The sequence below is a fragment of the Larkinella harenae genome, assembly GCF_054780515.1.
In genome coordinates, this window is the sequence record NZ_BAAGWE010000002.1 from 527,512 (window position 1) to 540,719 (window position 13,208).

The 13,208-nt window shown below is 53.6% G+C and carries 9 protein-coding genes; 5 read left to right on the forward strand and 4 right to left on the reverse strand.

The window, feature by feature from the left end; translation table 11 throughout:
• The first annotated feature begins 286 nt into the window (after positions 1 to 286).
• On the forward strand, positions 287 to 2,407 hold the full coding sequence (locus tag ACYVH9_RS13575) for a M3 family metallopeptidase (protein ID WP_460636896.1): 2,121 nt from the start codon (positions 287 to 289) through the stop codon (positions 2,405 to 2,407).
• 83 nt (positions 2,408 to 2,490) lie between these two features.
• On the forward strand, positions 2,491 to 3,453 hold the full coding sequence (locus ACYVH9_RS13580) for a hypothetical protein (protein WP_460636897.1): 963 nt from the start codon (positions 2,491 to 2,493) through the stop codon (positions 3,451 to 3,453).
• A 73-nt stretch (positions 3,454 to 3,526) separates the two neighbouring features.
• On the opposite strand, the gene ACYVH9_RS13585 is transcribed toward ACYVH9_RS13580, so the two are convergent.
• The gene (locus ACYVH9_RS13585) at positions 3,527 to 5,368 is read right to left on the reverse strand and encodes an outer membrane protein assembly factor BamB family protein (RefSeq protein ID WP_460636898.1); all 1,842 of its coding nucleotides are present in this window, start codon (positions 5,366 to 5,368) and stop codon (positions 3,527 to 3,529) included.
• 145 nt (positions 5,369 to 5,513) lie between these two features.
• On the opposite strand from ACYVH9_RS13585, the gene ACYVH9_RS13590 reads away from it, so the two are divergent.
• From ACYVH9_RS13590 to ACYVH9_RS13600, 3 genes are read left to right on the forward strand one after another with little or no spacing between them, the layout of a single operon-like run.
• Positions 5,514 to 6,908 carry a sensor histidine kinase gene (locus ACYVH9_RS13590; protein ID WP_460636899.1) on the forward strand — a complete coding sequence of 465 codons (1,395 nt, stop codon included), beginning with the start codon at positions 5,514 to 5,516 and terminating at the stop codon, positions 6,906 to 6,908.
• 51 nt (positions 6,909 to 6,959) lie between these two features.
• Positions 6,960 to 8,621: an NAD(P)/FAD-dependent oxidoreductase gene (locus tag ACYVH9_RS13595; RefSeq protein WP_460636900.1), complete on the forward strand. Its 1,662-nt coding sequence runs from the start codon at positions 6,960 to 6,962 to the stop codon at positions 8,619 to 8,621.
• A gap of 7 nt (positions 8,622 to 8,628) precedes the next feature.
• Positions 8,629 to 8,910: a UBP-type zinc finger domain-containing protein gene (locus ACYVH9_RS13600; protein ID WP_460636901.1), complete on the forward strand. Its 282-nt coding sequence runs from the start codon at positions 8,629 to 8,631 to the stop codon at positions 8,908 to 8,910.
• A gap of 13 nt (positions 8,911 to 8,923) precedes the next feature.
• Here ACYVH9_RS13600 and ACYVH9_RS13605 read toward each other — a convergent pair whose 3' ends face one another.
• From ACYVH9_RS13605 to ACYVH9_RS13615, 3 genes are read right to left on the reverse strand one after another with little or no spacing between them, the layout of a single operon-like run.
• Positions 8,924 to 9,949 carry a glycoside hydrolase family 43 protein gene (locus tag ACYVH9_RS13605; RefSeq protein ID WP_460636902.1) on the reverse strand — a complete coding sequence of 342 codons (1,026 nt, stop codon included), beginning with the start codon at positions 9,947 to 9,949 and terminating at the stop codon, positions 8,924 to 8,926.
• 8 nt (positions 9,950 to 9,957) lie between these two features.
• A complete protein-coding gene (locus ACYVH9_RS13610) occupies positions 9,958 to 10,887 on the reverse strand; it encodes a D-2-hydroxyacid dehydrogenase (RefSeq protein ID WP_460636903.1) in 930 nt (309 codons plus the stop codon).
• Positions 10,888 to 10,934: 47 nt separating this feature from the next.
• The gene (locus tag ACYVH9_RS13615) at positions 10,935 to 13,202 is read right to left on the reverse strand and encodes a T9SS type A sorting domain-containing protein (protein WP_460636904.1); all 2,268 of its coding nucleotides are present in this window, start codon (positions 13,200 to 13,202) and stop codon (positions 10,935 to 10,937) included.
• Positions 13,203 to 13,208 lie beyond the last annotated feature (6 nt).

Consider the following 13,208-nt stretch of genomic DNA (forward strand, 5'->3'; position numbering starts at 1 on the left):
TAGTTTCAACTTTACGCCAGAACCCGGGCAAGCGTTTAAAGACTACCTATCCGGAACTCGTTCGCTTTGGACATTACAAAGATGGGGGTCAAACCGGCTGGGAATCAATTTCGTACCGCCTGAAATCGCAGAAATCAAGGATGAAGTGAGGAGTCTGCTGTTTAAACCCGCTCGATCGTTTTTGGAATCAAAGACTTAGGACCACGCTTGTCGGAGAGAATACCGGACGTTTGGCATTCGCGCCACGATTCAGTAGTTTTGATTACTTCAACAAACGACTTCCTCGATGAAAATATCACTTACCCTGTTGGTATCAGCCATGTTGTTAACGGCTTTTGAATCGGCGAATGGACAATCCACCGCCCCCAATCCTTTTTTTAGCGCCTATAATACCCCGTTTGATGTACCGGCTTTTGAAAAAATCAAACCGGAGCATTTTGAACCCGCTTTTGAAGAAGGCATCAAACAGCAAGCCGCTGATATTGCGAAGATTACCGGCCAGACGCAGACTCCGACTTTTGCCAACACCATTGAGGCTCTCGAAGCCAGTGGTGAGCTGCTCAGCCGGGTCAGCACGGTATTTTTTAACCTGAACAGTGCCAATACCAGCGATGCGCTTCAGAAAATCGCCCAGAACATAGCCCCAAAGCTGGCCAAAAACGGCGACGACATTGCGCTGAACCCGGCCCTGTTCAAGCGCGTTAAAACCGTTTACGATCAGCGCGCCAAACTTAAATTGACCGGTGAACAACAACGTTTACTCGAAAAAACTTACAAAGGATTTGTGCGGGGCGGGGCCGCTCTGACCGCCGAGAAGCAGGAACGGCTGCGGAAAATCAACGAAGAACTTTCGGTGCTGACCCTGAAATTCGGGCAGAACCTGCTGGCTGAAAACAACGCCTACACCCTGGTCATTGATAAAAAAGAGGATCTGAGCGGTTTGCCCGCTTCACTGGTAAGCGCGGCTGCCGACGAAGCAAAGAAGCGGAATCAGCCGGGCAAGTGGCTTTTTACGTTGCAGAACCCGAGCATCATGCCGTTTTTGCACTACGCCGACAACCGGGCGCTCCGCGAACAGATTTTTAAAGCGTACCTCGAACGCGGTAACCACAACGATGCCCGCGACAACAAGAATCTGATGGCCAGCATGGTTCGGCTTCGTGCCGAAAAAGCGCAATTGCTCGGTTATGCCAACCACGCGGCTTTTGTACTGGAAGAAAGCATGGCCTCGACCCCGGCTAAAGTGACGGATTTACTCAATCAGCTCTGGTCGGCAGCCCTGCCCGTCACCAAGCAGGAAGCCGCCGAATTGCAGAGCCTGATGGATAAGGAAGGGAAAAACGAAAAACTGGAGAGCTGGGACTGGCGCTACTACGCCGAAAAGCTCCGCAAGGAAAAGTACGCGTTGAATGCCGAAGAACTGAAACCGTATTTCTCCCTCGACAACGTACGTGAGGGCATTTTCATGCTGACCAACCGGCTGTACGGGCTGCGGTTTGAACCCCGGAAAGACCTGCCGGCTTACCACGATGAAGTGGTTGGGTACGAAGTAAAAGAAGCCGATGGCCGACACGTGGGCATTTTGTACATGGATTTCCACCCGCGGGCCAGCAAACGGGGCGGAGCCTGGATGACGAGTTTCCGGCGGCAGGAAGTCAAGAAAGGCCAAAAAATCAGCCCGGTAGTGTCCATTGTCTGCAACTTCTCACGGCCTTCGGGCGATGCTCCTGCCCTGCTTAGCCTGGACGAAACCCGCACGTTCTTCCACGAATTCGGGCACGCGCTGCACGGTTTGTTGTCCAACGTCACCTACGGAAGTTTGTCGGGAACGGCGGTGCCGCGCGATTTTGTTGAACTGCCCTCCCAAATCATGGAAAACTGGTCGGAAGAAGCGCAGATGCTGAAGCTCTACGCGAAACATTACAAAACCGGCGAGGTAATCCCGGACGCGCTGATTGAAAAAATCAACAAAAGTAGCCTCTTCAACCAGGGCTTCGAAACCACTGAATACCTGGCTGCTTCGCTGCTCGACATGGATTACCACACGCTGAAACCCGACCAGACACCCTCCGATGTGCTGACCTTCGAGAAGCAATCGATGGATAAAATCGGGCTGATCGACCAGATTCCACCGCGCTACCGCAGCCCCTATTTCCAGCATATTTTTGCGGGTGGTTACTCGGCGGGCTACTACAGCTACATCTGGTCGGCGGTGCTCGATGCCGACGCCTTTGAAGTGTTCAAGCAGAAGGGGTTGTTCGATCCGAAATCGGCGCAATCGTTCCGCAAAAACGTACTGGAACGGGGCGGTACCGACGAACCAATGACCCTTTACAAAAAATTCCGCGGTGCCGAACCAGACATCAAACCGTTGCTCCGTCGCCGGGGCTTGCTGAAGGCGTTGTAAAAACCAACGGCTTTCTAATCGGAACCGCTTGGTCCCGATTAGAAAGCGCCAGCAACCGAAAACTGTAAACTAAACACCAAGAAATGACCAAACATCTCCTCTCCCTGCTTCTGACATCTTTCCTGATTGCCTGGACGATGGAGGAGGCACCCCAGGCCGTGATTGCGAACGGTTCTGTAAAGGCTACCTTGTATTTGCCCGATACGGCAACGGGGTATTACCGAGGAACCCGCTTCGACTGGTCGGGCGTCATTGCCAGCCTGGAATACAAGGGACATAGTTATTTCGGACAGTGGTTCCGGCAGTACGACCCGTATCTGCACGACGCCATTACGGGGCCGGTTGAAGCGTTTGATCCGCTGGGCTACGAACCGGCCAAACCCGGCGAGCTGTTTGTCAAAATTGGAGTAGGCAGTCTGCGCAAGATCGACGACGGACCGTACAAGTTTGTGGCCCCCTACCAACACGTTGACAAGGGCAAATGGACGGTGCAGAAAAAGGACGATCAGGTACGGTTTATGCACGTTCTGAAAGATGCCGCCGGTTATTCGTACAACTACGAAAAAACCGTTAAACTTACCAAAGGCAAACCTGAGCTGGTGTTGGAGCACCGGCTGAAAAATACCGGCCAAAAGACCATCGAAACGGCGGTTTACAACCACAATTTTCTAGTGATCGACCAACAGCCTTCCGGCCCGGATTTCCGGATGCAGTTTCCGTTTGCCATCAAACCAACCGACGATTTAAAAGACATTCTGGCGAGCACGAGTAAAGAACTGCGTTTTTTACGCCCACTCAACGACCGGGAGAGCATTTATACGCTGATCGAAGGGTACGGAAACAGCGCCAGTGATTACGATTTCAAGGTGGAGAACACCAAAACCGGCGCGGGCGTCCGGATTCGTGCGGATCGGCCGCTATCAAAACTGGCCTTCTGGTCAAACCCCAAAAACCTGTCGCCCGAACCGTTCATTGCCGTTAAGGTTGAACCGGGCAAAGAATTTACCTGGAAAATCATGTACGAGTTTTACACGTTGAACCGGTAAATCGTTTCGATTCCCCTCCTTTCAAAGGTCAGATCCGGAAACTACCGGATCTGACCTTTTTTACGACACCATTTTATTGCCGCAACAAAGCGATTTTTCCGTCCATTGTCGTAACCAATACCTGCCGGTTTTTCAGGGGCCAGACCCGGTTAAGCATCGCGTTCGAGAGTTTATGCGACCAAAGCAACTGGTGCTTTTGACGATCAATGGTGTACAAGACGCCCTCGTCGGTTGGCACGTAAATCAGGCCGTCGCGCTCGGTCAGCGGCCCCGGACTAATTTCGTACCCGTACCGGCAATTGGCAAACCAGGTTCCCCGACCGTCGGGCGAGTTCGTCGGGATGGCCCAGACCGAGTCCCGCATGCATTTGATGTAAATCAGCGACCGATCTTCCGATACGCCCATCGACTCAAACCCTTTGTGCTGACTGGTTTTCCATAAATTTTTACCCGTGCGCGGATCAATAGCCGTGACCGTGCGGTCGGGCGTCTGGATAAACAACCGGTTATGGACCAGCACCGGTACACAGGCTGCGGGCGAAAAGTTGCGGCTCTTTCCGTTGGTCCACCGCCAGATCGAATCACCCGTTTTTTTGTTCAGCGCGTAGAGCGACGAGCCCCACGAACCGAAATACACGTTCCGCTTATCCACCACTGGTACGGACTCCACAAAACCGTTCACTCCACCAAACGTCCACCGCAGGGAGCCGTCTTTCAGCGACAACGCCCGGAATTTCCCTTCCGAACTGCCAATAAAAACCGTATTCCGATCAATCAGCGGGGAAGCCACAATGGGTTTACCGGTTTCCTGTTTCCAGCGCAACCGACCGGCTTGTTTATCGAGGCAATAGATGGTGCCATCGGTAGACGCCACAACAACCCGGTTCTTTCGAATCATGGGCGTTGAATACACTTTTCCGCCCGTCGAAAACCGCCAGCGCACCCGGCCATCCTGCGTCGCCAGCGCCACGATTTCGCCCCGGGTGTTGGGGTAAATGCAAAAACCGTCGCTTTCGACGATACCCGCCCCCACGTCGCTGCTGTCCTGCTTCATCCAAACTGGCTGGACGTTTGCAAACTGCTCGTTCATCTGGTACGAAGGCCGGGGAAATGACTGACCCTTTTGCTGATCGAAATGATGGTTTTGCAACGCAACCGTTCGCCACACGGATTTCGTAACGGCTCCGGGCGTTCGTTCCGCAAATGTCATGGTGTCGTTCTCGATGGTCACGATGTTGTAGCCGCCAACGGTATCTTTAGCCCGCAGGTTGGAGCGGCCCATCGTCCCCGGAATGCCTTCAAAGTCTAGGGCGCGGTTGGCATGGCCGTGGCCGCAAAAAGCCGCCTGGACGTTTGTTTTCTTCAGTGTCTCAATCAGCAGGTACCAGTTTTCCAGCGATTCATCCAGCGGATAATGGTTCATAAAAATCACCGGCTGATCGGAGCCTTTCAGCTTCTCGACTTCGGCTTGCAGCCACAATACATCTTCCCGGGCGGCCAATCCCGGCGCCATTCGCATGTTGGGGCCGCTGCCACATCCGATAAACCGGTACTTTCCAACATTGAACGCAAACCGCTCCGCCCCGAACACCTTCCGGAAACTGTTGCAGCCGTTTTCCGACCATTTGGTGTCGTGGTTACCCGGAAAAACGTACCATTTCTTGTTCAAACCGTCCAGAATGCGTTTCGCCGTTGCAAACTCCTCGTCGGACCCAAAATCGGTAACGTCACCCGTAAAAACCGCAAAATCCAGATCAGATTGGGCATTGATGTCGTTTACGGTACGTTGCAGGTCTTCGATGGCCGTTGCGGGCGCCCCAACGTGGGTATCCGTTACAAAAGCAAATCGAATGATTTGGGCTTTGGCGGGCCGAAACATAACCAGGCTCAGGAGCAGAATGGGCAGATACTTCATACCGCAAAGTACAAACCACCGACCCAATTCGCCAGCCAAAACCGCAAATCAGTAAGTTAGTTATGGGAAGTAGCCCCCGATTTCCTATCTTTTGGTTTCAAAACAACTTTTCATGGATTGCCTGACTGCACTGAAAAACAATCCGATGTTTCAGTCCGTCCCGGAAGAGCAGTTGCGCTGGCTGGTTGAACGGTCTGACTGCTGCGATTACCCGGCGGAAACCATCCTGTATAAAATCGGCGACCGAACCGACCATTTTATGGTTCTGCTGGCGGGCCAGATTCGGTTTTACATTTACCAGCAGGGCCAGCAGCAGGAGGTCTGGTTTGCGGATGAGGGATCGCTGGAAGGGGTATTGCCATTCTCGCGCATGGTCGAATCGATTGCGTACTGGGAAACCGTAGGACCAACTACCGTGCTGCGGTTGCACCGCGATCATTTCCGCGAGATGATTCAGACGCAGTACGAACTGACCCAAACGCTAGTGCAGGTCATGACCACGCGGGTGCGGGAAACGACGCGACAACACCAGCAAAACGATAAAATGATGGCACTGGGCCGCATGTCGGCGGGGCTCGCGCACGAGCTGAACAACCCGGTGTCGGCGGTGGTCCGGAGTTCCGACACGCTGAAGGCCCACCTGCGCAATACGCCCGAACGGTTTAAAAACGTGATGGCCCTGCGCGTAACCAACGAGATGGTGGATCGGGTGAGTACGATGCTGTTTGCCAAAGTGAATGCCCCGTCGGATGGCAAACGGTTGTCGCTGCTGGAACGCAGCCGGCTGGAAGACGAACTGCTCGATTGGTTCGATGACAATCAGGTCTCCGACAGTGACGACCTGACCAGCTCGCTGATCGATTTTGGCTTTACCATCGACGACCTGGATACGTTGCTGGAAGGCGTTGCCCCGGACAACCGGGCCACGATTTTGAACTGGCTGGTCAACAACCTGGTAACCGAACGACTAGTGACCGACATTGAAGAAGCGTCCAAACGCATCGCGTCGCTGGTCAACGCCATCAAGTCGTATACGCACATGGACCGCGGAACGGGGCCGGAATGCATCGCCATTCGTGAAGGCATCAACAGCACGCTGGTGTTGCTGACGCATAAACTGAAAGAAAAAAACATTCAGGTTGAGATCACGATCCCGGACGATTTCCCAACGATCGAGGCATTTGCCAGCGAACTGAATCAGGTCTGGACAAATCTGATCGACAACGCCATCGACGCCATGAACAACGGCGGCCATTTGCAGATTACCGGCGAAGTGGACCATCCGTTTGTCTTGATGCGCATCATCGACGACGGATCAGGCATTCCGGCCAGCAACCTGGATCATATTTTCGATCCGTTTTTTACTACCAAAGCCATCGGCAAAGGTACTGGACTCGGGCTGGACATTGTGCAGGGAATCATTCGTCACCACAACGGACGGATTTACGTCAAATCGGAACCGGGCCGAACGGAATTTAAAGTGTGTTTACCTATTCAGGAAGGAGGAAAAGACGAAAAGACAAACCATACCGAGGATTGACGATGCTGCGGTTGACTCCTTTTCTTTCGATTTCTTTCTTAATCCAATACGATGAAACTACCCATCATTTTAGCCATTGACGACGACCGGGCGGTGTTGCAGGCCATCCAGCGGGATTTGCGCCCTCAATACCGCAAAAATTATAAGATTCTGGCCACGAACTCGGCCAACGAAGCGCTGGAAACGCTCGTTGAGCTGAAGAAACAGAACGAAGAAGTTGCCTTGTTTTTATCGGACCAGCGGATGCCCGAGATGCTGGGAGTTGATTTTCTGCTCCAGGCCCGAAAGCTATATCCAAATGCCAAAACCGTACTGCTGACCGCGTATTCGGACATCGAAGCCGCCATCCGGGCCATCAACGATGTGCAGCTGGATTATTACCTGAACAAACCGTGGGACCCGCCTACGGAAAAGTTGTATCCGGTGCTGGACGAACTACTGAATGACTGGCAATCGAGCTTCCGCCCCCATTTTGAAGGACTTACGCTGATTGGCTACCAGTTTTCGCCCCAGACTCACGACCTGAAAGACTTTCTGGCGGGCAACCTGTTTCCGTACCGCTGGCTGGATTTCGAAGCCAATCCGGAGGCTCGTGAACTCGCCGGGCTGCACCAGATTGACACCAAAGAACTGCCGGTTATCCTGCTGGAAGACGGAACGGTTTTGAAACAACCGTCGATGCAGGACGTGGGCACAAAGCTGGGCTTAAGCCCCAAAGCCGCCGAATCGCTGTACGATCTGGCCATCATTGGTGCCGGACCAGCCGGGCTGGCCGCAGCCGTTTATGCTGGTTCTGAAGGCCTGCGAACGATTCTGATAGACAAACGCGCCCCGGGTGGTCAGGCGGGGACGAGTTCACGCATTGAGAATTACCTCGGTTTTCCGAGCGGTTTGAGCGGTGCCGAACTAACCCGGCGCGCCATTACGCAGGCAACCCGCTTCGGGGTAGAATTTCTGGCTCCGCAGGAGGTAGTGGCCATCAAGCCGAAAGGACAGTACAAACACGTTGAGCTCAGCAACGGCAACGAGGTAGTAGCCCGGAGCATTCTGCTCAGTACGGGCGTTTCGTATCATCAGTTGGATTGTCCGGGGTTGGATCGGCTGGCGGGCGCGGGCGTGTACTATGGCGCGGCAACTACCGAAGCGTACGCGTTTAAAGATAAGCCGGTGTACATTGTGGGCGGAGGCAATTCAGCCGGTCAGGGTGCTATGTACCTTTCCCGGACGGCCGCTGAAGTTTACATCGTCATCCGGCGACCCGATTTGACGGCTACCATGTCGCAATACCTGATCGATCAGATTGAAAACACCCCGAATATTCACATCCTGCCGTGCACCAGCGTGGTGGAAGGACTGGGAGAAGCGCAACTGGAATGCCTGCTTCTGGAGGACCTTACCACCCAGGAGCGCCGGAAAGTACCCGCCAGTGCCCTGTTCATTTTCATCGGCACCAAACCGTACACCGACTGGATTGAGGTAAATATCATTAAAGACGGCAAAGGATTTATTGAAACGGGTCGCGATCTGGCAAAATACAAGGACTACAAAGAGTTCTGGAAATTGGAGCGCGACCCGTACCTACTCGAAACGTGCAGTGCCGGGATTTTTGCCGCGGGCGACGTACGCGCTGGTGCCATGAACCGCGTGGCTTCCGCCGTGGGCGAAGGGGCTATGGCGGTGAGCTTTGTTCATAAATATTTAGCCGAAACCTAGAAAACTCATGCTGAAGCGCAAAAGCTGTTCACACCTCAATGAGATCGAAACCGTCACACTCCCCAATCAACCGGCGGTGTGTGAAGAGTGCATCAAAACCGGAGACTCGTGGGTACACCTGCGTACCTGCCAGCTTTGCGGCAAGACGCACTGCTGCGACTCGTCGCCCAACCAACACGCTACCAAACACTTTCAACAAACCAATCATCCGGTCATTGCCTCCGCTGAGCCCGGCGAAGCCTGGCTGTGGTGTTACGTCGATGAGATGGTGACGCCGTATTCTGACTGACAACCAGCGGTTTTTATTTGGGAACCGGTATGGTTACATTCGTCGGGAGCGGCTGGCCAAACTGCGGCATGCCGTCGGCGGTCCAGGTAAATTTCTGCGCTCTGGGCGTACGGTGCCCTCCGCACCCCTGCCCGGGTTCAGAATTGGCGTGGTACAGAATCCAGTCTTCGGTGCCGTCGGGTGATTTGAAAAACGAATTATGACCGGCAGCGTGCGTGCCGTCCACATTTACGGCCTTAAAAACCGGCTGGTCATGCTTGGTCCAGTTTCGAGCGTCCATGATGTCTTTATCGCCATCGATGTACAACATTCCCAAGGCGTAACTATCTGTCCAGCAGCCGCTGGCGGAAAAGATCATAAACAGCCGATTGCCGTGTTGAAGCGGTTGCGGCCCCTCGTTGACCAACACAACCGGTTTGTCGTCCGGGCCGGGTCTCGGGATCTTTCCATCCACTTCCCAGGTGTAGGTGGGCGACGAAATCTTGACACGCGGGCCGGTTGCCGTCCACGGGTTTTCCATCCGGCAGAGGAAAATATCCTGCTGCCCGTTTTCGTCGCCTTCCCATCCCGACCAGACCAGGTACAGCTGCCCCCTGTGTTCAAAAACTGACCCATCAATAGTCCACTTATCACCGGGGGTTTTGATTTGTCCTTTCATTGTCCAGGATCCCTGAAGCGGATCTTTGGAGTCGTTTTCCAGCACCCATAACCGGTGATTACGGTTATGACCATCGTCGGCGGCAAAAATCAGGTACCATTTGTCCCGGATAAAATGCAGTTCGGGGGCCCAGATTTCTTTGGAATACATGCCCGTTGCGGGCGGAGTCCAAACCACTTTCTTCTCTGCGGTTTTAAGGTCGGCCAGCGACCGGGTTTTCCAGAGCGTCAGGTTCCGGCCGGTGGTATGCGTGTAATAGTAAAAACCGTCTTTATGAATACTCCACGGATCGGCCCCAGCGGGCAGCAGCGGATTGGATAATGTCTGTCCAAAGCTCGCTGTAGCCAGAAAAAAACAGACCGCAATTAGTAAATGTTTCATGGCCGGGCTCAGTATCCTTTCGATAATTCGATTTGATTCTCCAGCGGCTGACCGTTCCGAAACCGTTCCAGATTTTGCAGAAAAAGATCCATTTTACCCTGATCTTCAGTAGCTTGCCCTCCACCCGTATGCTGGGTCAGAATGACGTTAGACATGGTCCACAGGGGATTATCAGTGGGTAGCGGTTCTACTTCGGTAACATCCAGAACCGCGCCCGCCAGATGCCCCCGCTCCAGAGCCGCAATCAACGCTTTTTCATCCGTTGTAGTGCCCCGTCCAATATTGGCGTAAACGCTGCCCGGTTTCATGGCCTCAATCAGTTCCGCCGAAAAAAAGCCTTTGGCGCTCCCCGGCAGGCAATTGACCACCAGATCGGTTTGGGGCAGTTCAGCTTTCAACTCCTCCGGCGTGTGCAGCTCCGCATCCGGGTTGGTCCGGGCCAAAAACTTCACCTCGCATTGAAACCCGGTCAGCATTTGCCGAACCGCCTGGCCAATCGTGCCCGACCCCAGAATGACAACTTTCTTCTTCTTGAGCAAGCCCAATTTAAACCGCAATGGCACGCCCACCCACTTTTTCTGGGTCTGCAAAACCCCCAGCTCATGAATGTCCCGGTAAAAGGCCAAGATACCCGCCACGATGGTTTCGGCGCAGGGCCAGGCGAAGTAGTCGCCCATATTTGTTACCGGCGCGTTCAGCTGGATATGCTTAAAACCGTCAAACCCTGCCGAATCCAACTGCCACCATTTCAAATTATTACCTTCCGAAAACCAGGCTACGGGCGGATTGCCCAACACCAGATCGGCCCGGCGAAAAGCCGCCGGTTGCTCGTCTTCAGGGAGGTCTTTCTTGAAAATCACTTCGTAGTCGGCAGGCAAATGCTGGCGAAAATAGGCTTTATCGGACTCAGTCAATGGAGTGTTTACAAAAACAAGCATACCAGAGGATTTAGTAGAGATGGGCAAAAGTAACGATTCGGCCCTTTTTATTTCGACAAAATGACCTTCTGGTACCGAACCGGCTGGCCATCGCGCACTAGCTGAACCAGGTATACGCCTACCGGCAACGTTCCGAGATCAACCGTTGCTTCGGTATTAGCCCGCACCGCCAGCGAAGCGGTAACGGGTTGGCCCAGCAGGTTCAGCACCTGAACCGTACCGCTCGCGGACGTGCTGATCCGCAAAAACCGATCCGTTGGGCTCGGATAAACCCACGGCTTGCCCGTTTCGCCGTCTTCCGGCCCCGTCACGATTACTTTCTCTGATGTGTTCCGCAGGTAACGTACCCCGCCCGTACTGGTTCCAGCCAGGATTTCGGCCAACCCATCGCCGTCGAGGTCAGCAGCCGTCAGCGTCAGGTTGCCGCCGGGCGTTGCCTTGTCGGCAACCTGCGTTAATGCATTTATAACCAGCGTCGAATCCAACAAGACCATTTTATCGCCGGGTTGGTTCGGCAGCTGGTATAATTTCAGTATCCCATCGCGGGTGCCGGTTAGCAATTCCGGCAATTGATCCCCGTTAAAGTCGGCCACCACAATGGACGGACTGTTTGCCCCCACCACGGCACTGATCTGACCGTAATTTTGCTGCTGCAACGCGTAGCGGGGCGCTGTCGAAGTACCCGTATTGCGGTGATACTCGATCGACCCGGCCTGTTTGCCAACTAACAAATCGGATTTTCCATCGCGGTCCACATCAAACCAGGCCAGCATATCGTTGATTCCCAACCGATCCGGCGTCGGAATTTGCTGGACCTTTGTGGCATCGAGTTGAAAAGCCGCTCCCCGGGCCGCCTGGTTCAGGATGTACCGGATTTCCGGTGCCCGGTTGATCGAATTGCCGGTAAAAATCAAATCGAGGCTATTGTTGCCGTCCACATCGGCAACGGCCAGTTTCAGGTCCGTTACCTGAAATTGTTCGGAAAGTTTCAGGTAATCCGTAGTCCGCAGCTCAAAAACCGCTTGGGTTTTGGTACCGGTGTTTTCAAAATGTGCAATGCTCGCCCGATAACCGTTGGTGCCCCGCACACCCGCATTCCCGACCAGTAAATCCATATCGCCGTCGCCATCCAGGTCAACCAAAACCGGCGTTGCGTTCTCGCCGAAATCGATCATATCGTCCTGTAAAAAGCTTTTACTGACATATTGAAAATCGGGTTTTTGATTCGTTCCGGCATTGTGGTAAAGCCAGCTGGACGCCCGGTAGTCGATCAGATTGCCCTCATTACCGTACGTATTCGGCGAAGCAAGCAAATCCTTGACCCCATCAAAATCAACATCTTCGCTGTAAAGCGCCGGAAATATATCGAAGGATATCGGATTGGAAGCCGGAAAGCGACTAACAAAGCGGGTAAACCGCGTAGCCGCTCCGTTTCCGCCGGCATTGGGCAGCAGCGACACATTCGGGCAGGTGACGTGAGCCGTCAGCAGGTCTTTTTTACCATCACCGTCCACGTCGACCAGCAGCAGGGAGTTTCCGTTGTGTTTGACCCGGGCACCCGATTTATCCGGCTCGGTTTCAACAGTATTGCCGACATAATCGCAATCCAGTCCGAACAGGAACTCGTCACAGTTGTCGGCGCTCCGAAAGTACCCCCAGCAAAATCCAATGCGCTTAAAATCCAGCCCATTCGGATCATTTTTCCGCTCAACGCTCATATTCTGGTACAAATTGGCCGTTGTGCCATTGATGTCGTACGTCAGAATATCAATATCGCCATCGCCGTCGGCATCCAGAATGGCTGGCATATCCACCGAATTGATGTACAGATTCAGCGTCCCCGAAAGTCCTTCGTGATAGACCGGATCAGCAATGGTTTTCCACGACAGACGACCGTTGGAAGACGTGTTTTGCATAATTTTAAGGCCGCCATTGGCATGGGTAAAAAGGTCTTTTTTTCCGTCGTGATCGTAGTCGACCAGCAACATCCAGGTGCCGTGGGTAATGGCCGGAAATTGCTCTTCGTACTGCGGAGCGTACCGCCAATGGTATTGCCCATCCGGCTGTTTTTCAGCCAGAAAGGTTATAACCCGGCTCGTCTGGCGGTCGTAGACCACCAGATCCGGAATGGTATCGGTATCGAGGTGAATGGTTGAGTATTGTGCTCCGTTGATTCCGCCCGCCCACGGGTTCGCCAGCTCCTTGTTCGCCACTTTGACGGGGGGACCGGTGTCGTAGCGAAACGAGAAGCTTCCGGTTTGAGCCTGCCCCCGGTGAAGAATCAAGAAACAAAGTATGGTAAACAGCTTTTTCATGTAACT

Bases quoted from the DNA above. Each gene is read 5' to 3' on its own strand.
- ACYVH9_RS13575 (WP_460636896.1), top strand. From the start codon at position 287: ATGAAAATATCACTTACCCTGTTGGTATCAGCCATGTTGTTAACGGCT.
- ACYVH9_RS13580 (WP_460636897.1), top strand. From the start codon at position 2,491: ATGACCAAACATCTCCTCTCCCTGCTTCTGACATCTTTCCTGATTGCC.
- ACYVH9_RS13585 (WP_460636898.1), bottom strand. From the start codon at position 5,368: ATGAAGTATCTGCCCATTCTGCTCCTGAGCCTGGTTATGTTTCGGCCC.
- ACYVH9_RS13590 (WP_460636899.1), top strand. From the start codon at position 5,514: ATGTTTCAGTCCGTCCCGGAAGAGCAGTTGCGCTGGCTGGTTGAACGG.
- ACYVH9_RS13595 (WP_460636900.1), top strand. From the start codon at position 6,960: ATGAAACTACCCATCATTTTAGCCATTGACGACGACCGGGCGGTGTTG.
- ACYVH9_RS13600 (WP_460636901.1), top strand. From the start codon at position 8,629: ATGCTGAAGCGCAAAAGCTGTTCACACCTCAATGAGATCGAAACCGTC.
- ACYVH9_RS13605 (WP_460636902.1), bottom strand. From the start codon at position 9,949: ATGAAACATTTACTAATTGCGGTCTGTTTTTTTCTGGCTACAGCGAGC.
- ACYVH9_RS13610 (WP_460636903.1), bottom strand. From the start codon at position 10,887: ATGCTTGTTTTTGTAAACACTCCATTGACTGAGTCCGATAAAGCCTAT.
- ACYVH9_RS13615 (WP_460636904.1), bottom strand. From the start codon at position 13,202: ATGAAAAAGCTGTTTACCATACTTTGTTTCTTGATTCTTCACCGGGGG.